General features: G+C 64.9%; 20 protein-coding genes. 10 read left to right on the plus strand and 10 right to left on the minus strand.

Annotated elements, in window-relative coordinates; translation table 11 throughout:
- Positions 1 to 123 precede the first annotated feature (123 nt).
- Together mnmA and AABF56_RS14195 are read right to left on the minus strand one after the other, a co-directional pair.
- A complete protein-coding gene (gene mnmA / locus AABF56_RS14190; protein WP_272806423.1) occupies positions 124 to 1,320 on the minus strand; it encodes a tRNA 2-thiouridine(34) synthase MnmA in 1,197 nt (398 codons plus the stop codon).
- A 226-nt stretch (positions 1,321 to 1,546) separates the two neighbouring features.
- The gene (locus tag AABF56_RS14195) at positions 1,547 to 2,296 is read right to left on the minus strand and encodes a helix-turn-helix transcriptional regulator (protein WP_244768365.1); all 750 of its coding nucleotides are present in this window, start codon (positions 2,294 to 2,296) and stop codon (positions 1,547 to 1,549) included.
- A 436-nt stretch (positions 2,297 to 2,732) separates the two neighbouring features.
- Between AABF56_RS14195 and sciP the strand changes: the two genes are divergently transcribed.
- Positions 2,733 to 3,008, plus strand: a complete 276-nt coding sequence (sciP, locus tag AABF56_RS14200) for a CtrA inhibitor SciP (RefSeq protein WP_023515011.1) — start codon at positions 2,733 to 2,735, stop codon at positions 3,006 to 3,008.
- A 65-nt stretch (positions 3,009 to 3,073) separates the two neighbouring features.
- On the opposite strand, the gene AABF56_RS14205 is transcribed toward sciP, so the two are convergent.
- On the minus strand, positions 3,074 to 3,535 hold the full coding sequence (locus tag AABF56_RS14205) for a paraquat-inducible protein A (protein ID WP_272806424.1): 462 nt from the start codon (positions 3,533 to 3,535) through the stop codon (positions 3,074 to 3,076).
- Between the two features lie 140 nt (positions 3,536 to 3,675).
- On the opposite strand from AABF56_RS14205, the gene AABF56_RS14210 reads away from it, so the two are divergent.
- Positions 3,676 to 3,957, plus strand: a complete 282-nt coding sequence (locus AABF56_RS14210) for a GNAT family N-acetyltransferase (protein ID WP_272806425.1) — start codon at positions 3,676 to 3,678, stop codon at positions 3,955 to 3,957.
- Between the two features lie 84 nt (positions 3,958 to 4,041).
- On the opposite strand, the gene AABF56_RS14215 is transcribed toward AABF56_RS14210, so the two are convergent.
- Positions 4,042 to 4,392, minus strand: coding sequence for a flagellar export protein FliJ (locus AABF56_RS14215; RefSeq protein ID WP_244768503.1), 351 nt, complete (start codon positions 4,390 to 4,392; stop codon positions 4,042 to 4,044).
- A gap of 527 nt (positions 4,393 to 4,919) precedes the next feature.
- Here AABF56_RS14215 and ctrA point away from each other — a divergent pair.
- Positions 4,920 to 5,618: a response regulator transcription factor CtrA gene (gene ctrA / locus AABF56_RS14220; RefSeq protein ID WP_064331096.1), complete on the plus strand. Its 699-nt coding sequence runs from the start codon at positions 4,920 to 4,922 to the stop codon at positions 5,616 to 5,618.
- A 158-nt stretch (positions 5,619 to 5,776) separates the two neighbouring features.
- Here the strand turns inward: ctrA and AABF56_RS14225 are convergent, their stop codons facing one another.
- Positions 5,777 to 6,139 carry a response regulator gene (locus AABF56_RS14225; RefSeq protein WP_244768362.1) on the minus strand — a complete coding sequence of 121 codons (363 nt, stop codon included), beginning with the start codon at positions 6,137 to 6,139 and terminating at the stop codon, positions 5,777 to 5,779.
- A gap of 115 nt (positions 6,140 to 6,254) precedes the next feature.
- A complete protein-coding gene (chpT, locus tag AABF56_RS14230) occupies positions 6,255 to 6,908 on the minus strand; it encodes a histidine phosphotransferase ChpT (protein ID WP_244768361.1) in 654 nt (217 codons plus the stop codon).
- A 219-nt stretch (positions 6,909 to 7,127) separates the two neighbouring features.
- On the opposite strand from chpT, the gene AABF56_RS14235 reads away from it, so the two are divergent.
- The 3 genes from AABF56_RS14235 (at position 7,128) to AABF56_RS14245 (ending at position 9,401) form a co-directional block, all read left to right on the plus strand.
- Entirely contained in the window at positions 7,128 to 7,706 is a 579-nt protein-coding gene (locus AABF56_RS14235) for a DUF1134 domain-containing protein (RefSeq protein WP_244768360.1), read from the plus strand.
- A 137-nt stretch (positions 7,707 to 7,843) separates the two neighbouring features.
- Positions 7,844 to 8,992 carry a hypothetical protein gene (locus tag AABF56_RS14240; RefSeq protein WP_272806426.1) on the plus strand — a complete coding sequence of 383 codons (1,149 nt, stop codon included), beginning with the start codon at positions 7,844 to 7,846 and terminating at the stop codon, positions 8,990 to 8,992.
- Positions 8,993 to 9,017: 25 nt separating this feature from the next.
- Positions 9,018 to 9,401: a hypothetical protein gene (locus AABF56_RS14245; protein WP_272806427.1), complete on the plus strand. Its 384-nt coding sequence runs from the start codon at positions 9,018 to 9,020 to the stop codon at positions 9,399 to 9,401.
- Between the two features lie 34 nt (positions 9,402 to 9,435).
- Here AABF56_RS14245 and AABF56_RS14250 read toward each other — a convergent pair whose 3' ends face one another.
- Both AABF56_RS14250 and AABF56_RS14255 read right to left on the minus strand, forming a co-directional pair.
- Positions 9,436 to 10,266 carry a TrmH family RNA methyltransferase gene (locus AABF56_RS14250; RefSeq protein WP_272806428.1) on the minus strand — a complete coding sequence of 277 codons (831 nt, stop codon included), beginning with the start codon at positions 10,264 to 10,266 and terminating at the stop codon, positions 9,436 to 9,438.
- A 6-nt stretch (positions 10,267 to 10,272) separates the two neighbouring features.
- On the minus strand, positions 10,273 to 10,665 hold the full coding sequence (locus tag AABF56_RS14255; RefSeq protein ID WP_272806429.1) for a hypothetical protein: 393 nt from the start codon (positions 10,663 to 10,665) through the stop codon (positions 10,273 to 10,275).
- A 35-nt stretch (positions 10,666 to 10,700) separates the two neighbouring features.
- Here AABF56_RS14255 and AABF56_RS14260 point away from each other — a divergent pair, with 35 nt between their 5' ends.
- The 3 genes from AABF56_RS14260 to AABF56_RS14270 all read left to right on the plus strand — a co-directional run bounded on the left by AABF56_RS14260 (position 10,701) and on the right by AABF56_RS14270 (position 13,602).
- Complete coding sequence (locus AABF56_RS14260) at positions 10,701 to 11,726, plus strand: RluA family pseudouridine synthase (RefSeq protein ID WP_272806430.1); 1,026 nt, start codon at positions 10,701 to 10,703, stop codon at positions 11,724 to 11,726.
- Between the two features lie 257 nt (positions 11,727 to 11,983).
- A complete protein-coding gene (rpoH, locus tag AABF56_RS14265; RefSeq protein WP_064331103.1) occupies positions 11,984 to 12,889 on the plus strand; it encodes an RNA polymerase sigma factor RpoH in 906 nt (301 codons plus the stop codon).
- Between the two features lie 164 nt (positions 12,890 to 13,053).
- Positions 13,054 to 13,602, plus strand: coding sequence for a GNAT family N-acetyltransferase (locus AABF56_RS14270; protein WP_272806431.1), 549 nt, complete (start codon positions 13,054 to 13,056; stop codon positions 13,600 to 13,602).
- 62 nt (positions 13,603 to 13,664) lie between these two features.
- Here AABF56_RS14270 and AABF56_RS14275 read toward each other — a convergent pair whose 3' ends face one another.
- Positions 13,665 to 15,917 (minus strand): hypothetical protein, encoded by a 2,253-nt coding sequence (locus AABF56_RS14275; RefSeq protein ID WP_272806432.1) that lies wholly within the window; start codon positions 15,915 to 15,917, stop codon positions 13,665 to 13,667.
- A 69-nt stretch (positions 15,918 to 15,986) separates the two neighbouring features.
- Entirely contained in the window at positions 15,987 to 17,291 is a 1,305-nt protein-coding gene (locus tag AABF56_RS14280; RefSeq protein WP_244768352.1) for an adenylosuccinate synthase, read from the minus strand.
- Positions 17,292 to 17,512: 221 nt separating this feature from the next.
- Between AABF56_RS14280 and AABF56_RS14285 the strand changes: the two genes are divergently transcribed.
- The gene (locus AABF56_RS14285) at positions 17,513 to 18,406 is read left to right on the plus strand and encodes a DMT family transporter (RefSeq protein WP_244768351.1); all 894 of its coding nucleotides are present in this window, start codon (positions 17,513 to 17,515) and stop codon (positions 18,404 to 18,406) included.
- Positions 18,407 to 18,432: the final 26 nt, after the last annotated feature.

The raw sequence follows: 18,432 nt of genomic DNA on the forward strand, positions 1-18,432 counted from the left end.
GAGGAACAGAACGATGTCCGTTGCCGTCCGGTGCGCGGCTTATAGGGTGCTGTTCCCGCGGGTGTCAAGCGGCGTTCACACAAAAATCGCTTTGTCCGCAAAGGCCTTGGCGGATGCGGGTGTTCAGGCCGCCGCCGGGGTCGACAGAATGCGCCTGAGGGCATCCTCGGCGGCCGGTTCCCGCTCGGAACGCAGGATGAAGCCGCCGCCATGGATGCGGGCGTCCTCGCCTTCGCCGGAATAGAGCGCGCAGGCCTGGCCGGGCGCAACACCCGGCTCTCCTTCGGCAAGCTCCACATAGAGGCCGCCGGGGCCGGACTTGAGGCGGGCGGGGCGCGGCGGGCGCGTCGAGCGGACCTTGGCGTAACAGTCGAAGCCCGCCGCTGCCACGGCCTCCAGGTCGCCGTCGCCGAGCCAGTTGATATCGCGCAGGTAGAGGCGGCGCGTTTCCAGCGCCTCCTTGGGGCCGACGATGACGCGGCGCGAGCGGGCGTCGAGGTAGACGACATAGAGCGGCTCGCCCGTCGCGATGCCGATGCCGCGGCGCTGGCCGATCGTATAGTGCAGGATGCCGTCGTGGCGGCCGAGCACGCGGCCGTCGATATGCACGATGTCGCCGGCAAGCGCCGCATTCGGCTTCAGCTTGTTGACGATGTCGGAATATTTGCCCTGCGGCACGAAACAGATGTCCTGGCTGTCGGCCTTCTTGGCGACGACGAGGCCCATCTCCTCGGCAAGCGCCCGCGTTTCGGCCTTCGAGAGATGGCCGAGGGGGAAGCGCAGATAATCGATCTGCTCCTGGGTCGTGGCAAAGAGGAAGTAGCTCTGGTCGCGCTCGGCATCGACCGGCCGATAGAGCGCGCGGCGCTGCGGCGCGTCCGGCGTCGGGTTCGGCCGGGAGCGGATGTAATGGCCGGTGGCGAGCGCATCCGCGCCGAGCTCCTTGGCCGTGGCCAAAAGGTCGGCGAACTTGACCGTCTGGTTGCAGGCGACGCAGGGGATCGGCGTTTCACCGGCAATGTAGCTTTCGGCGAAGGGATTGATCACCGTCTCGCGGAAGCGCTTTTCATAGTCGAGCACGTAGTGCGGGATGCCCAGCGTTTCACAGACCCGGCGCGCGTCGTCGATATCCTGGCCGGCGCAGCAGGAGCCGGCGCGGTGCACCGCGGCCCCATGGTCGTAGAGCTGCAGCGTGATGCCGAGCACGTCGTAGCCTTCGCGTTTCAGGATGCCGGCCACGACGGAGCTGTCCACGCCGCCCGACATGGCGACGACGACACGGGTATCTTCCGGCTTGCGATCGAAATCGAGACTGTTCACGCGAGGTCCGTTCCGGTGCTGCGGCGCTTGAGAGCCCGCCGCAGGGCACCTTTCACTGAGGTTTGCTTGACGCAAGGACGGCGCCCCGCAATCGGCGCGGCGTCTTTCGGGCGACATATAGAAACTTGCCGCACCGAGGGCAAGAGAAGGCCGGAAACCGCGTCTTTCCGGCCGCGCATCGGCCCCGCCTTCCCGGTCCGCCGGCAGAGGCCTCGCGCGAAGGAAATCAGATGAGGCGCAGGCGCAGCGCGATGGCGATCGCCTGCATGCGGTTGACCGCCTTGAGCTTGCGGGTCGCGCTCTTGAAATAGCTGCTCACCGTATAGGCCGAGATGCCGAGGATGATGGCGATCTCGTCGCTGCTCTTGCCGGCCGCCGCCCAGCGCAGGCACTCGACCTCGCGGCTCGACAGTTTCTCCCGGCTCGCCGTGGCCGCCACGAAGGTCTTTTCAAGGCACTCGAAAAGCTGGAGGGCGGCGAAATGCAGGTCCGTCAGCTCCCGGCGGGCAAGCGGGGCCTGCGTGCCGGAAAAGGCCATCAGATAGGGATCCGATGTCGTGGAATGCAAAAGGAAGGCCGTCGAGGCGGCAAGGCCGTGGCTTTCGGCAAGCGCGATCGCCTCGCCGGCCTGGCCGTTCTCCCAGTCCGACGGGGCGAGGAGCGAGCTGTCGCCCTGCACGGGCAGCTTCGTCATGCCCGTCTCGATCGCCAGCCGGCTCAGATGGAAGAGGTTCATCGCATCGTACTTGCGCACGAGATCGGCCGGCCAGTTGCTGACGATCAGCCGCTCGGCAAAACGCTGCTGCTCGTTGGCCGGGAAGCGCGACACCAGGAAGTGGCTGAAGCCGAAATGGGTGGCGCACTGGCGCATGAGGTGCAGCACCTCGTATTCGGTCTGCACGGATTCGATATTGGCCGTGGACAAGAATTCAGGCGACCAGGCCTGCTGCAGGAGCATGTTGTCTGGATCTTTCATTTTCCGTTTCCAACAGCCGGCGCGAAGGCCGGGCTCGGGTGCATTCTCGATCCGGAAAATTTAAGGCGCACCCCTTCACAAGAGCGGCGACGAAAAACGCCGCGGAAGCCATATCCCGACTGGGAACAGCTCGCGGAGGAAATTCATGGTGATGCATCCTAGGGCTTCCGGTGGCATCCATCGACGCCGCCCTTAAATTTGGGGGCGTATTAGCAGGATTTGAATAAAAGGGAAATGAAATATTTGCATGGCTCCCATGCGGGTGTTGCGCAGGGCGAGCATGGCAAACGTAAGGGAAGCCAAGGCTTCCAGCCCCGGGTACAACGGGCGAAGCCGCTCAAAAGATTAGAAAATTGTTAGCATGCGTTTAGGCAAATCTTAAATGTGGCGGGCTACAGTCCCCGGCATATGGTCTTGAGTTTATGTAGAGAGTCCAATGACCGATCTGATACGACCCCGCGTTAAATACGTCATCGGCCCCGATGGCAGCCCCCTGACGATCGCCGATCTGCCGCCGGCCAACACGCGGCGCTGGGTGATTCGCCGGAAGGCAGAAGTCGTCGCCGCCGTACGTGGCGGGCTCTTGAGCCTCGAAGAAGCCTGCGAGCGTTATACGCTGACGGTCGAAGAATTCCTCTCCTGGCAGTCCTCCATCAACGATCACGGCCTTGCCGGCCTGCGCACCACGCGCATTCAGCAGTACCGCCACTAACCGTTTCATTTCCGATCAAGACCCCTACGGCTGCGCCCCGCGCGGCCGTAGTTTCGTTTGAGGGGTCAAGCGCCGCGCTCGGTCGGGCGCAGCTTCATCTGCAGAAGGCCGGTCATGATCGCCGAGGCGGCGTAGAACCAGAGGCCGGGCTGGGTGAAGGCCGAGGCCATGCCGCTCGTCTTCGCCGCGACGATGACGAGCGCCACCAGCATTACATCCATCATCGACCATTTTCCAAGGATGGGCAGCAGCCGGGCGAGCCAGTTCGCCTTGCCCTCCGGCGGCGTCGGCGCGGTCGCCTCCAGTGCTATCGCGAAGAGCTTGATCACCGGGAAAACGATGGAGAACAGCGCAACGAGCACCGCAAGCCCCCCGCTCCCCTGCCCCCAGAGCGAGACGACGATATCGATCAACGAGGGCGTCTCGTCGAAGAAGTAGAGTTTTTCGAAACGCACGAGCGGCAGGACGAGGCCGAAGGCGAGGAACAGCGCGGAGAACACGAGAAGGGCGGGAACGACAAGGATCATGGCAGGTCATCGCTGGTTTCGATGCCCCTGCATAGCACCGCGGCGACGTGGATGCAGCACGGTCTGTTCACATCCCGCACGGTTGCGGGAGGGCGCAGGACAGGAAAGGATGGCACCAAAGCAACGAGAGCGAGGGCCTCATGGACATCACCAGCGAAGAAACCGGCTCGAAGGGCCGCTATTCCGCCACCGTCGACGGACACGAGGCGGAGGTGACCTATTCACGCGCCTCGCCGAAGCTCGTCATCGTCGACCATACCGGCGTGCCGGATGCGCTGCGCGGCAGGGGCGTCGGGCAAGCCCTGGCGGCCCATGCGGTGGAAGAGGCACGCAAGGGCGGCTGGAAGATCATGCCGCTCTGCCCGTTCTTCCGCGCGCAGGCCATGCGCCACAAGGAATGGCACGACGTCGTCAATCTCTGACACGGCCTCCCCTCAAAAAAACGCGAAGAGCCCTCGTGAGCGGTCTTTCGGCCGCTCGCGAGGGTTCTTCAGAACCGGACCGGGTCAGGCGCGCAGCCGGACCGCGTTGTCGCGCTCTTCGAGCGCCGAAGCCTTGGCGAACTCCGCCTCCGCCTCTTCCAGCGCCAGTTCGGCCGCGTCCTGCTGCACCTTCAGTTCCCGGATCGAGACCTGGAGGTTGTCGGAACGCTGGCGCGCCGCCTTGGCGAAGGTGGGGTAAGCGAAGTGGTTGGGATCGGTGATCCCGGATTTCTTTTCCTCGATGGCGATCTGGCTTTCCAGTTCCTTCGACATCCGTTCGAATTCGGACATCATCAACTGAAGCTGGGCCAGCTGCCGCCTCTTCTCTTTCACCTGAAATTCCTTCAGGCGAACTAGGCTCTCACGCGACTTCATACGCAATACTCCCGTGGATAGCGAGACCCCGGCATTGGAGCGAACGACCGCCAAAACACGGCAACCGTTCACCCGGCATTCCAAATCAGTGCCCGAAGCGCGGCGTTTCACCGCACGCCGGAGACCGGCATTGAGCCCGAAACCCGGCAAAATGCGCCGGGCCCACGAAAAAATTCAGCGATATTAATAAAACCCTACCGCTGGTAACCTTTCGTTTACGGGCATCGTTAATCATAGGTGCGATGATTTAAGGCTCAGTAAATGCGGTTCGCTAAAAAACGGGTGCGTCACATTGATGAGTCGAAAGAGTCGGTTAACCGTGCTTCTTAAAGAGACAGTTTAAGAGTCACATTTCTGATTCATCCATGAAATCAGGGGGCTGCCTAAAATAATTAACAGATCGATACACCTTGCCAAAGGGAATCAGGATTTGTTAACCAATTCGTGGCAGCCTCCAAATCAGGCAACGACTGGATCCGTATCGCGTAGGGGGCCAGGTACCTTGAGCGGCGGAAAAGGGGACAGATATGCGGGTTCTACTCATTGAGGACGACAGCGCGACGGCGCAGAGCATCGAACTGATGCTGAAGTCCGAAAGTTTTAATGTGTATACCACCGACCTCGGCGAGGAAGGTGTCGATCTCGGCAAGTTGTATGATTACGATATCATCCTGCTCGATCTGAACCTGCCCGACATGTCGGGTTACGAGGTTCTGCGCACGTTGCGCCTGTCCAAGGTCAAGACGCCGATCCTCATCCTCTCCGGCATGGCCGGCATCGAGGACAAGGTGCGCGGCCTCGGCTTCGGCGCCGACGACTACATGACCAAGCCGTTCCACAAGGACGAGCTCGTCGCCCGCATTCACGCCATCGTACGCCGCTCCAAGGGGCACGCCCAGTCGGTCATCTCGACCGGCGAGCTCATCGTCAATCTCGACGCCAAGACGGTCGAGGTCGGCGGCCAGCGCGTCCACCTGACGGGCAAGGAATACCAGATGCTCGAGCTGCTCTCGCTGCGCAAGGGCACGACGCTCACCAAGGAAATGTTCCTCAACCACCTCTATGGCGGCATGGACGAGCCGGAACTGAAGATCATCGACGTCTTCATCTGCAAGCTGCGCAAGAAGCTGGCGAACGCCGCCGGCGGCGCGAACTATATCGAGACGGTCTGGGGCCGCGGCTATGTGCTGCGCGAGCCCGACGGCGACTATCTCGAAAGCGCCTGACCGGCCCTCCTCCCCTTTTCCGCTCAAGATTTCAACCCGCCGCTTGCCGGCGGGTTTTTCTTTGTTCGAGTTGGTCGTGGGCGGGGCGAGACATCGACAAACGAAAACGCGGCCGGCTCCTCAAGAGCGGCCGCGTTCAAACGGTCAGTCCGGTCGTCTCAGGCGGCGGCCGAGAGGCTGCCGAAGACCTGGGTCAGGATCTTGCGGTCGAAGGGCTTGAGCAGGAAGTCGTCCGCGCCAGCGCGTTTGCCCATCATCATCTTCTTCAGGTCTGCCTCGACCACGCAGTAGTAGATGCGCACCGACTTGCCCTGCGGCAGGTTGCGGACATTGCCGATGAGTTCGAGAGCCCCGTCCATCGTCGAATCGACGATGAGGATATTGGGCAGCTCCGCCTCGCAGCGCACAAGGGCTTCCAGCGAGCTCGACGCTTCCAGCACAAGGAAATCGAAACCGGAGAGAATACGTTTGCCGACCTTACGGACGACGTCGGAACCATCGGCGATCATCAACCGCTGCATTCGCTGCTCCTAGGTCTCCCGCCCGTTAAGCGGGAACAATACAAGGTGCAACTCTACCGCCGACTGGCAAACAAAGCGTTAGCGGCCATGGTTAACGGGCCATGGCCGCCATCGATCATTCCGAGGCCGGAACGACCCGGGCCGAGAAGACGATCTCCTCGGGGCTCACGGCGACGTCGAGCGCCATGCCCGCCTCGTCGGCGAGCAGCACGGTGTAATAAGGCTGGATGGAATGGGCATCGACCGCCTCTTCCGGCGTGCCGGAGAGGATTTCCGTGAACTTCGGCGGCACGCGCAGCATACGGCCCCTGGCGACGAGCTTGAAGGTGGCGTCGAATTCCGGATTGTCGAGCGTCACGTCGATCGAGCCGCCGCGCGGAATGGCGCCATAGGCGACGAGGAACAGGTTGAGCAGCAGCTTGACCCGGTTCTTCGCGACGATGGCACGCGGCCCGGTCCAGGTGATCTCCGTCTTCTTCTCGGCGGCGGCGAAATCGCGCGCGGCCTTTTCCGCCTCGCCCGTGTCGATCGACGCACCGACCGAGCCGGAGGCACCGAAGGCAAGCCGCGCGAATTTCAGCCGCACGGAGGCATTGAGCGCGCTGGTGCGGATGAGGTCCATCGCGTCGGCATCGGCGCCACCCTCGTCAAGCAGCTCCAGCCCGTTGTTGATCGCCCCGACAGGCGAGATGACGTCATGGCAGACACGGCTGCACAGAAGCGCTGCCAGGTCGGGACCGGTCAGCGTAAGGTTCGGATTTTTCGCCATAAATTTCTCCCAGATCCACGCATCACTTCACGCGGACGGCCCTAGCATGGGCACATTCGCGGGCATCCTGCGCGACGCATAGCACGCGGGAAGTGCGCGAGGCGTGCCCGATTTGAAGACAGCCATAATGACACCACATTTGGTAAACCGATTGTTAAGACGATCGGATCAAATTGCAGCATGGAACGGGGCCGATACATGAAGGAAGGCGAGCGGGACATGGGTGTTTCAAATCTGGTCACGATCGCGCTCAGGATCGTAACAGCGGCGATCCTGGCGCTTTTCACGGTTCTGCCGGCGCAGGCGCAGCAGAACGGCCAATATTCCATGCAGGAGATCGTCGACGCCGGCCACGGCTTCTTCGGCTCGACCTCGGGCGGCCTTGCCAAGGTGGTCGAACGCGCCTTCGAATCCTACGGCCTGCCCAACGGCTATATCCTCGGCCAAGAAGGGTCCGGCGCCTTCGTTGCGGGCCTGACCTATGGCGAGGGCACGCTCAACACAAAGAATGCCGGCCAGCATTCGGTGTTCTGGCAGGGCCCGTCGCTCGGCCTCGACTGGGGCGGCCAGGGCAGCCGCACCATGATGCTCGTCTACAACCTGCCCGACGTCAATTCGCTCTACGAGCGCTACGGCGGCGTTTCCGGCTCGGCCTATGTGATCGCCGGCGTCGGCATGCAGGTCAACGTCAACCGCGACGTCGTGCTCGTGCCGATCCGCACCGGCGTCGGCGCCCGCCTCGGCATCAATGCCGGCTACCTGAAGCTGACGCGCGAGCCGACCTGGAATCCCTTCTGAGAATGAAAGGGCGCCCTCGCCCGTCCGGTTAACCGAGAGTTGATTTCTGATGGAGGGCCCCTCCCGCAAGGTTGGACGAGCCGCTATAGTGGGCTCGTTCGAGCCCGTTTGGGGCCAGTTTTGGAACGAGTGGACCCGTGATCGAGTATGCCCTTCTCTTCGCGCTCGGCTTTCTCGCCGCCACGCTGACCGGCCTGCTCGTCGCGCCGGCCGTCCAGAAGCGCATCGTCAAGTTCACCGAGAACCGCATGCGCGCCACCATGCCGCTGAGCCCGCAGGAGGTGCGTGCCCAGAAGGACATGGCCCGCGCCGCCTATGCCGCGGAAAACGCCCGCCTGTCGGAAGGGATACGCCGCGAACGGGAAAAACACACGCTGGAAATGGTGCGCAACGAGAAGCTGCTGGCGCAGGCCGCGGCGATCGGCACGGAAAATGCCGAACTGCACGCCCAGATCGCCGACATGAACATAGAGGCCGGCGATATGCGCTCCGCCCTGCGGCGTGAGGAAATGAAGGGCGAGCAACTCAAGGCGGCGCTCGCGACCGCCGACCGCGAGATTCGCGGCAAGGTAGCCGATATCGAGGCGCTTCACGCCCGCATCAACCACCTCGAAGCCGATCTCGACGCCATGAAGATCGATCTCGCCACCCGCGACACGACGATGGAAAACCTGAAGAGCCGCATCGGCAATCTCAAGGACGAGCGCGACAGGCTGCGCGAGGATCTCAAGACGGCGAACCAGAGCGCGAAGGCCCTGGAAGTGCGCCTGTCGCGCGAGGAGGGCCGCGTGCTCCAGCTCGAAACGCGGCTGACGCGCGAGCTTGCCGGCAGTGCCGACAAGGACAATGCGATCGAACGGCGCATTGCGGAAATCAACCGCCTGCGCGACAAGGTGAAGACGTTGACAGCGGAAAACAAGGAAGCGGTGAAGGCCGTGCGTTCCACGGAGCTTGCCCGCACCATCGCCGCAAGCCGGCCCTCGCCCCGGCGTGCCGACAAGATCGCACCCCCGCCGATCGACATCGCCGCGCTGGAAGAGGATGTGCGCAACCAGGGCACCGCCCTCTCCGAACGGCTGATGGCGGCGAAGACCGGCGAGAACGATGCGGCACTGCGCGAGGAGATGGCCGATCTCGCCAGCAAGATGATCGTGCTGACCGCTACCCGCGAGGGCGCCGGTTCGCCGGTGCACGATCTCATCGCCACGATCGACCCCGCCCTCGACGGCGATGAGCGCAGCCTTGCCCAGCGCGTGCGCGAGCGGATCGGCCGCGACGAGGCATAGCCCCGTCACGGCGGAGGAGTGCGAGATGAAGGCAGCAATCCTGGCCCTGCTCATCGGCGTCACCGGCGCGACGGCCCCCTCGCCCAGACAGGCAGCCAGCATCGACGGGCGCTATTGCGGCCGCCTCTGGAGCAACGGCGTGCTGGTCGAGGCGATCACGGTGCTGAAGCTTGCAGGCGACGGCCGGCTGGGCGGAACCTATGAATTCGTCGACGGCGGCGGCCGAACCTCGGGCACCCTGAGCGAGGACCCGCCCGGCGAGGGCCTTGCCCGCACGCTCGACTGGCAGGACATGTACGGCAGCGGCAAGCTCTCCATCACCCTCAGCCCGGATTTCAGCGGCTTCACCGGCACATGGCAGGACCAGACCGGCGGGCCGAACGAACTTTGGGACGGCGTTCGCTGCTGAGGGGCACTGCGAACAACGGAAGGGCTGCGAGCGCCTACGCGACACGCCCCATGGCAAGCGCGATCTGGTAGAGCGCGATGCCGCTCGCCGTCGCCACGTTCAGGCTGTCGAGCCCCGGCCGCTGCGGAATACGCGCCGTGCGGAAGGAGGAGAGAATGGCCTCCGGCAACCCCTCGCCCTCCGTGCCGAGCACGAGCGCGATGCGCCGCGCAGCCGGGATCTCCGCCATCGGCACTGCACCGCGCGGCGAAAGTCCCCAGATCTCGAATCCTGCGTCCGCAAGGCCGGCGAGCATGGCCTCGGCGCCGGGGCCGCGGGAAAACGGCACGCTCAGCACCGAGCCGACGGAGACGCGGATCGCCTTGCGGTAGAGCGGATCGCAGGAGGTCTCGTCGAGGAACACCGCATCCGCGCCGAAGGCGGCGGCATTGCGGAAGATCGCGCCGACATTGTCATGGTTGGACAGGCCGCAGCCCGCAAGCACGAGGCTCGTTTCCGGCAGGCGGCCGAGAAGCGCGGCCCCCTGTTCCGGCGGCGGCTTGCGGCCGAGGGCCAGCACGCCGCGATGCATGTTGAAACCGGCGATCGCATCGAAGACCGCGGCCGAGGCGACATAGACCGGCACTGTCTCCGGGAAGGAGGCCAGCACATCGGCAACGCCTGCAAGGCGGTTTTCGAGCAGCAGGATGGCCTCGGCGGCAAACCCGTTCTTGCGGGCCGAAACCCCGCCGAGCATGCGCAGCACCACCGTGCCCTCGGCGATGAACAGTCCGTCCCGGCCCGTCAGGTCGCGTTCGCGGATCGAGACGAAACCCGCAATGCGCGGATCGGCGGGATCCTCGATCAGGGCCGGCTCCGCCGCCATGCCCGGTCAGTTGCCTGCGATGGCGACCTCGGCGACGATGCGCCCGGCCGCGATGTCGAAGAGGAACGCCTTGCGCGCGCCGTCGGCCATCACGCCATAGAACAGGATCTGGCCGCCGGAATTGGAGACCGCCGAGACGGCAAAGCCATCGGGCAGCGTCGCGGTCGCCTTGACCGGCGCGTCGCTCGGCACGGCCAGGGCGCCGCCGGACGAGGCGGCGGCTTCCGGCTTGCCATCGCGCGCGTTGATCTTATAGACAATGGCCGCAAGCACCGCCATGAACATCAGGAGCATGATGCCGCCGGAGACCAGTTGCAGGCGCATCATCTTGCGACGAACATTTTCCATCACCGGGTCGAGCGGCTTGTCTTCCTGATCGTCGTTTTCGATGTTGGACATGGCAGGCGCCCTTCCGGCAATGAGTGTAGTGAACGATGACCGACCCCTTTAAAGAAGCCGACGCCACAAGAAAAGTCCTGACGGTGCCGGAAGACGCCGAAGGGCGCATCGACGCCTGGCTCGCCACCACGCTTGCCGGCGATTTCTCGCGCAGCCGCATCAAGGCACTGATCGAGGAAGGAGCCGTGCACGTCAACGGCGCGGCCATCGGCGAGCCGAAGCGCAAGATCCATCCTGGCGATCGCGTCGAGATCGCGCTGCCGGAGCCGCGCGACCCCGAGCCGAAGGCCGAGGACATCCCGCTCGAGGTGCTCTACGAGGACGACGACCTGATCGTCATCTGCAAGCCGGCCGGCCTCGTCGTCCATCCCGGCGCCGGCAACTGGACCGGCACGCTGGTCAATGCGCTCATCCACCATTGCGGGACGAGCCTTTCCGGCATCGGCGGCGTGCGGCGCCCGGGCATCGTGCACCGACTCGACAAGGAGACGAGCGGCGTCATGGTCGCCGCCAAGAACGACGCCGCGCACCGCCACCTCTCCGACCAGTTCGCCGACCACGGCCGCACCGGCCCGCTGGAACGCGCCTACCAGGCCGTCGTCTGGGGCCGCCCCCGCCAGCTCAGGGGCACGATCGACGCCCCGCTCGGCCGCGGCATGGACCGCACCAAGCGCGCGGTGAAGCGCGAGGACGCCGACGATGCCCGCGAGGCGATCACCCATTACGAAGTGGTCGAGCGCTATGGCGAGACCGAGGACGGCACCAGCCTCGCCTCCCTCGTCGAGTGCCACCTCGAAACCGGCCGCACGCACCAGATCCGCGTGCACATGGCCCATATCGGCCACCCGCTGATCGGCGATCCGGAATATGGCGGTGCCTTCAAGACCAAGGCCAACCGGCTGCCGGACGAGGCGCGCGACGTGGTGAACGGGTTCCACCGCCAGGCGCTGCATGCCTTCCTGCTGCAGTTCGAGCATCCCTCGACGGGCGAGACCCTGCATTTCGAAGCCCCGCCGCCGGCGGATCTGGCCCGCCTGATCGAGGCGCTGCGGGCCGTCTGAACCCCGCTGCCCCTTGATTCTCGGGCGCTGGACCCCATTTGGGGGATGTGTCGCAAAATCCGTTCCGCCCGTCCCGCCTTCACGCAGCCGTGAAGCTTGCGGAGCCTTGAAACATTGTTTCGCCACACCTATCTGTAGGATCAGTGGGGTCGCCATGACCCACGGGGAGCATGGTTGCTGACGGGGATCCGGTTTTCAGGATCAGGCTCCGTACCAAGGCTTGCCGGAATGGAAGCCGTCTCAGAAAGGGGTGCTGAATGGCCCGCAATACGCTGCCGTCGATCACGGCCGGAGAAGGTGGTCTCAACCGCTATCTCGATGAAATCCGCAAGTTTCCGATGCTTGAGCCGCAGCAGGAATACATGCTCGCCAAGCGTTACCAGGAGCACGGCGACCGCAACGCCGCCCACCAGCTCGTGACGAGCCACCTTCGTCTCGTGGCGAAGATCGCCATGGGCTATCGCGGCTACGGCCTGCCGATCGGCGAAGTCGTCTCCGAGGGCAATGTCGGCCTCATGCAGGCCGTGAAGAAGTTCGATCCGGAACGCGGCTTCCGCCTTGCCACCTATGCCATGTGGTGGATCAAGGCCTCGATCCAGGAATATATCCTGCGCTCGTGGTCGCTGGTGAAGATGGGCACCACCGCCAACCAGAAGCGGCTGTTCTTCAACCTGCGCCGCATGAAGGGCAAGATCCAGGCGATCGACGACGGTGACCTGAAGCCCGACCAGGTGAAGGAAATCGCCACCAAGCTGAAGGTCTCGGAAGAGGAAGTCGTTTCGATGAACCGTCGCCTCACCGGCGACGCCTCGCTCAACGCGCCGATCAAGGCCGGCGAGGGCGAATCCGGCCAGTGGCAGGATTGGCTCGTCGACGACCACGACAGCCAGGAACAGACGCTGATCGAGCAGGACGAGCTGGATACCCGCCGCGCCATGCTGGCGCGCGCCATGGGCGTCCTCAACGAGCGCGAGCGCCGCATCTTCGAGGCCCGCCGCCTCGCCGAAGACCCGGTGACGCTGGAAGAGCTCTCCGCCGAGTTCGACATCAGCCGCGAGCGCGTCCGCCAGATCGAGGTCCGCGCCTTCGAGAAGGTACAGGAAGCCGTGCAGAAATACGCGGCCGAGCAGGCCCGCGCCGTGCGCGTCATCGAAGACGCCTGATAGAGGCGGCCATCCGACCATGAACAGGCCCGGCAGCGATGCCGGGCCTTTTGCTTGAGGCTTGCCGCATCGGCACTTCGCCGGTCCATACTTCAGGCAGCGCATCACGGGGCGGGCAGCGCGCCGGATTTTGCCGTCCGTGGCATTGAAACTGGACATCGACAATGACCGAAGCCTATCGCCTGCCGGAAGAATTCACGACCGAACGCCATCTGGTCCGCCGCATCCGCCCTTCCGATGCGCAGGCGCTCTTTTCCGGATGGGCGACGGATCCCGAGGTGACCCGCTACCTCACCTGGCGCCCGCATACGGACATGTCCCAGACGCAGGATTTTATCCGGCATGCCAGCCGGGATTGGCAGGCCGGTGCGAGCTTTCCGGCGGTGATAAGCCCCCGGCAGTCCCCCGGCGACCTCATCGGCATGGTTCATCCCCGCCTTGCATCGACAAAGGTGTCCTACGGCTGGCTTGTCCGCCGGGACCATTGGGGGCAAGGCGTCGCCAGCGAGATCGTTCGCTGGGTCGTCACGCATGCGCTCTCGCATCCGTCTGTTTTCCGGGCGGAAGCAACGTGCGACACGGCCAACGCCGCTTCGGCGCGCGTGATGGAGAAGGCGGGCATGGTACGGGAGGGGCTCTTGCGCCGCCACGTGCTTCATCCGAACCTGTCGGACGAGCCGCGCGACAGCTTCCTCTATGCCCGGGTGCGGTGAACACCGGCCGGGCATGAAAAAAGCCCGGCAGAGCCGGGCTTTTGCCTTGACGGAAAATCGCCTCACTGGCTGCCCGGCGTGCCGAGCGTCGCCCAGGCCTTCATCACCTTGTCGAACGCCTCCGCGCCGGCCGTGCCCTTGTCGAGCGTGATCAGCGCACGGCGGCCGTTGCGGTAGGTGATCGGGATATCGATCCAGCTGCGGGTGCGCAGGAGGTCCGTGTTCTTGGCGATCGCCTCGGGGAAGTCGTTGAGCGCGATCATGTGGAAATCGTCGGTGATCTTCGCCGGCACGGCGATCAGGGCGTCGCCGCGATCCTGCTCGGTGCGCTTCATCGCCACGCGCTGCACGCTTTCGATGCCGCCGCCTTCGAAATTCTCCGGCAGCGAGAAGACGAGCTCCACCAGATGGCTCGCCGGCAGGGAGCGGTCACCGTTGCGGCGGAAGGTGATCAGCGCCGTCAGGCCCTTGGAGGGCACGTTGACCTGCGCGCGCACCACCGGCTCGTCCTTGGCGTCGCCGCCCGGCGATTCTTCCGCGCTCGACCAGGCCACCGTGCCTTCGATCGCCGTCGGCGCCGTCTGGCCGAGGCGCTCTTCGTAGAGGAACATCTTCTGCGTCACGCCGATCGCCGGCTGCTCACCGGTGGCTGCGGGCGTACCACCCTCCGTCGTGGTCGTCGCATCGCCCGTGCCGGCAGGCGTCTGTGCCGCGCCGTCGGTTTCAGGGGTCACCTCGCCCGTCGTCGTGCCGCTGGCTGCCGCGGGACCGTCTTCCGTCGTCACGCCCGCCGTTTCCGGGGTCTGCGCGGCGACCGACTTGCCCTCTTCCGGCGTTGCGCCGTCGAGCGCGGCGGCCGGCCCCTCGTCCACTTCGGTCCCATCCGCCAGGAGGCGCTGCGTGAACTTGCCGGTACCGCTCGGGGTTGCCACGGCAACCTCGGTGTTCGTCGATGTGCCTGCCGCGGTGTCCGGCGTCTGGGCCGTCTCGCCCGAGGTGGTGTTCGCCGCCGGCAGGCTGCGGCTGCCTTCGGCGGTCTCGGCCGTCTGCGGGGTTTCTGCCGGCGTTTCGGTGGAGGGCGCGGTGAAGGCGACGATCCGCTCGTTGACCCAGTCGTTCACCGTATCGCGGTTGAACCAGTAGGCAGCGCCGGCACCGCCGACAAGGGCGACCAGCGCCACCACGGCTGCGAGCGCCGCGACATTGAGGCGCGACTTGCGCGGCTCGGCGCGGAAGGAGCGCTGCGGCGCGCGGGCCGTTTCCACGGTCGGCGTGGGAGATGTCGCATCGGCAAGCCCGGCCTCCGCCATGGCGGCCGCGCCGGCAGCGGCCGCACCAGCCTTCGGGCCGTGGCCGAGAAGTTCGTCGAGATCGCTCCAGTCGCGTGAAGACGCCTGTTCCGGCGTTGCCTCCGGCTGTGCGGCCTTCTCCTCCGGCCAGTCCCAGGTGAGCGGGTCGCTGGCGGTGGTGTCCGCCGGCTGGACGTGGTTTTCCGCCGTCACATCGGCCGGGCTCGCCTCGTTCCAGTTCCACTGGGCCTCGGCCGAGGGCATGCGGGTGTCCGCCGCCGGCTCGGCGTCGGGCACCTGCTCTTCATGCACCGGATCGCCATGCACCGGATCGGCCTGCACCTGCGGCTCGGCGGCCTCGGCCGTCTCTTCCGCTTCCGCCTCGTGCGCAGGCTCCTGTTCCGGCTCCTGCCAGGAGGGCACATAGTCGTCAGCCGGTGCGGCCTCGACATGCCAGGACGGCTCGTTGTGCGCCTCGACGATGGCCGGCTGCTCTTCCTGCCCCGCAAGGTCTTCGGCGGGCTCGGCGTCTTCGACGACGGGCGCGGCGTGTTCAGGCTCGGGCTCGGCATGGGCTTCAGCCGGCGGGGTATCCTCCACCGGCGGCTCGGCGGCCGGCTCCTCCTCGATCGCCTGTGCTTCTGCTTTCTCGGCAGGCGCGTCTACGGCCTCGGCGACTGGCTCCTCATGATGCTCCGGCTCGGTCTCGGCAACCGCTTCTTCGGCTTCGGGAACGGCGGCGGGTTCCTCCGCCACCGGCTCCGGCTGCAACACCTCTTCGGCGGGTTCCGGCGCGATGTCCTCGGCAGGCAGCGCCTCGGCATGGTCTATCTCGACGCTGTTGATCGCCGCCTCGAGCTTGTCGAGCTGACGCTTCACAAGGTCATCGGAAGGGCGCGGGTTCATGGATTCGAGCTGCCGGCGGACGGCGCCGCGGGCCTTCTCGTAAACCTTCTGCCGCATCTCGGCGTTGTTGTCCGAGAGGCCGTCCACGGCCCTTCGAATGACTGCTACAAAATCCGCCATCAGAACTTTCCGTCGTGTCCGCTCGCTATCTCATTGGAATACGTCACGGAACTGGTGTTGAGCTTGAGATTAGTCCTCAAACGGGTCGGTCACAAGTATGGTGTCGTCCCGCTCCGGACTGGTCGAGAGCAGGGCGACCGGGGCGCCGATCAGCTCTTCGACCTGGCGCACATATTTGATCGCCTGGGCCGGAAGATCCGCCCAGCTGCGCGCGCCGACGGTCGATTCCTTCCAGCCTTCGAGCGTAATGTAGACCGGCTCGACACGGGCCTGCTGGCCTTGGCTCGCCGGCAGGTGATCGATTTCCTTGCCGTCGAGCGTGTAGCCGACGCAGATCTTCAGTTCGTCTAGGCCATCGAGCACGTCGAGCTTGGTGAGCGCGATGCCGGTAATGCCGTTGGTGGCGACCGACTGGCGTACCAGTGCCGCGTCGAACCAGCCGCAGCGACGCTTGCGCCCCGTCACCGTGCCGAATTCATGGCCCTTCTCGCCGAGGAACTGGCCGATCTCGTCGTTCAGCTCCGTCGGGAACGGGCCTTCGCCGACGCGCGTCGTATAGGCCTTGGTGATGCCGAGGATATAGCCCAGCGAGCCCGGCCCCATGCCCGAGCCGGCCGCAGCCTGCCCGGCCACCGTGTTCGACGAGGTCACGAACGGATAGGTGCCGTGGTCGATGTCGAGCAGCGAGCCCTGCGCGCCTTCGAACAGGATGCGTGCGCCGCGGCGGCGCTCCTTGTCGAGCATCAGCCAGATCGTCTCGCGGAAGGGCAGGACGCGGTCGGCGACCGAGGTCAGCTCCTGCATGATCGCATCATGCGTGATTTCACTTTCGCCAAGGCCGCGACGCAGCGCGTTGTGATGCGTCAGCAGGCGCTCGACCTTGCCCGGCAGCGTGTCGAGATCGGCAAGGTCCATGACGCGGATGGCGCGGCGGCCCACCTTGTCCTCATAGGCCGGGCCGATGCCGCGGCGGGTGGTGCCGATCTTGACGCCGGAATTGGAGTTGGAGGCCGCGTCCTCGCGGATACCGTCGAGTTCGCGGTGCAGGGAGAGGATGAGGGTCGCATTGTCGGCGATGCGCAGGTTTTCCGGCGAGATCTTGACACCCTGCTTTTCCAGCTTGTCGATCTCGGCGATCAGCGCATGCGGATCGACGACGACGCCGTTGCCGATAACGGCCATCTTGCCCGGGCGCACGACACCGGAAGGCAGCAGCGAGAGCTTGTAGCTCGTGCCGTCGATGACGAGCGTGTGGCCGGCATTGTGACCACCCTGGAAGCGCACGACAATATCGGCGCGTTCGGAAAGCCAGTCGACAATCTTGCCCTTGCCTTCGTCACCCCATTGCGATCCGATCACCACGACGTTCGTCATTTCATCTTTCCCGTTTTCGCGCACGAGCGCCTTGCTGTTACGCACGCATGCGCGCGCCTGACACAAACCCGCGCATCTATACTGTGTTGTCCTTGGGATTGCGACCCTGTTATGACGGCCGCAATCCGCTTTTTGCATGACATCTGGCGCTTTTTCACCTTATGTGGGCCACCCGCCGGCCCGCCTTGCATGCATCCTTCCACCTATCGGACCCAGCCGCCTTGAACAGCAGAGCCTATTTCTACCTGTGCGTCACCTCGCTTTTCTGGGGCGCGAACTCGGTGGCCGGCAAGCTTGCCGTCGGCCATGTCAGCCCGATGGTGCTGACCACCTTCCGCTGGACCATCGCGCTCGGCGTCATCCTGGTTCTCATGCTGCCGCAGGTGAAGCGCGACTGGCCGGCGATCCGCCGGCACTGGCTGCAGCTGCTTCTCTACGGCGTCTTCGGCTTCACCGCCTTCAACGCCCTGCTCTACACCGCGCTCGGCTATACCAGCGCCATCAACGCCGTCATCGAGCAGGCCGGCATCCCCATGCTGATCTTCGTCTTCAATTTCGCGCTCTTCCGCATCCAGGCCTCGATCGCGCAGGTTCTCGGCTTTACCGTCACGCTGGTCGGCGTTCTTGTAACAGCCGCGCATGGCGAATTCTCGGCATTGGCGGAACTGGAGTTCAACTTCGGCGATGCCCTGATGCTCGGCGCCTGCATCGTCTATGCCGCCTATACGGTCTCGCTGCGCTGGAAGCCGGAGATGCACTGGCAGAGCTTCATCGCCGCGCCCGTCTTCGGCGCGTTCCTCAGCGCCCTTCCGCTGCTCTTCTGGGAAGTGTCGCGCGGCGCCGCGATCTTTCCCGATACCACCGGCTGGATCGTCGTGCTCTATGCCGGCATCTTCCCCTCGTTACTTTCGCAGGTGCTCTATGTGCGCGGCGTAGAGATGATCGGCGCCAACCGGGCCGGTCTCTTCATCAACGCCATCCCGGTCTTCGGCACCATCCTGTCCGTCGCGCTGATCGGCGAGACGATGCACCTGTTCCACATCGTCGCCCTTCTTCTGGTACTCGGCGGCATCGCGATTGCCGAATGGGGACGGCCGAAAGAGAAGAACAACTGACAAATGCAAGAAATCACCCGCAATAA

This window comes from Shinella sp. WSC3-e (assembly GCF_945994535.1).
Classification (GTDB): Bacteria; Pseudomonadota; Alphaproteobacteria; order Rhizobiales; family Rhizobiaceae; genus Shinella; species Shinella yambaruensis.

What these genes read in the sequence shown, in the direction of transcription:
- AABF56_RS14195 (WP_244768365.1), bottom strand. Translation starts at nt 2,296, where the DNA reads ATGAAAGATCCAGACAACATGCTCCTGCAGCAGGCCTGGTCGCCTGAA.
- sciP (WP_023515011.1), top strand. Translation starts at nt 2,733, where the DNA reads ATGACCGATCTGATACGACCCCGCGTTAAATACGTCATCGGCCCCGAT.
- AABF56_RS14205 (WP_272806424.1), bottom strand. Translation starts at nt 3,535, where the DNA reads ATGATCCTTGTCGTTCCCGCCCTTCTCGTGTTCTCCGCGCTGTTCCTC.
- AABF56_RS14210 (WP_272806425.1), top strand. Translation starts at nt 3,676, where the DNA reads ATGGACATCACCAGCGAAGAAACCGGCTCGAAGGGCCGCTATTCCGCC.
- AABF56_RS14215 (WP_244768503.1), bottom strand. Translation starts at nt 4,392, where the DNA reads ATGAAGTCGCGTGAGAGCCTAGTTCGCCTGAAGGAATTTCAGGTGAAA.
- ctrA (WP_064331096.1), top strand. Translation starts at nt 4,920, where the DNA reads ATGCGGGTTCTACTCATTGAGGACGACAGCGCGACGGCGCAGAGCATC.
- AABF56_RS14225 (WP_244768362.1), bottom strand. Translation starts at nt 6,139, where the DNA reads ATGCAGCGGTTGATGATCGCCGATGGTTCCGACGTCGTCCGTAAGGTC.
- chpT (WP_244768361.1), bottom strand. Translation starts at nt 6,908, where the DNA reads ATGGCGAAAAATCCGAACCTTACGCTGACCGGTCCCGACCTGGCAGCG.
- AABF56_RS14235 (WP_244768360.1), top strand. Translation starts at nt 7,128, where the DNA reads ATGGGTGTTTCAAATCTGGTCACGATCGCGCTCAGGATCGTAACAGCG.
- AABF56_RS14245 (WP_272806427.1), top strand. Translation starts at nt 9,018, where the DNA reads ATGAAGGCAGCAATCCTGGCCCTGCTCATCGGCGTCACCGGCGCGACG.
- AABF56_RS14250 (WP_272806428.1), bottom strand. Translation starts at nt 10,266, where the DNA reads ATGGCGGCGGAGCCGGCCCTGATCGAGGATCCCGCCGATCCGCGCATT.
- AABF56_RS14255 (WP_272806429.1), bottom strand. Translation starts at nt 10,665, where the DNA reads ATGTCCAACATCGAAAACGACGATCAGGAAGACAAGCCGCTCGACCCG.
- AABF56_RS14260 (WP_272806430.1), top strand. Translation starts at nt 10,701, where the DNA reads ATGACCGACCCCTTTAAAGAAGCCGACGCCACAAGAAAAGTCCTGACG.
- rpoH (WP_064331103.1), top strand. Translation starts at nt 11,984, where the DNA reads ATGGCCCGCAATACGCTGCCGTCGATCACGGCCGGAGAAGGTGGTCTC.
- AABF56_RS14270 (WP_272806431.1), top strand. Translation starts at nt 13,054, where the DNA reads ATGACCGAAGCCTATCGCCTGCCGGAAGAATTCACGACCGAACGCCAT.
- AABF56_RS14275 (WP_272806432.1), bottom strand. Translation starts at nt 15,917, where the DNA reads ATGGCGGATTTTGTAGCAGTCATTCGAAGGGCCGTGGACGGCCTCTCG.
- AABF56_RS14280 (WP_244768352.1), bottom strand. Translation starts at nt 17,291, where the DNA reads ATGACGAACGTCGTGGTGATCGGATCGCAATGGGGTGACGAAGGCAAG.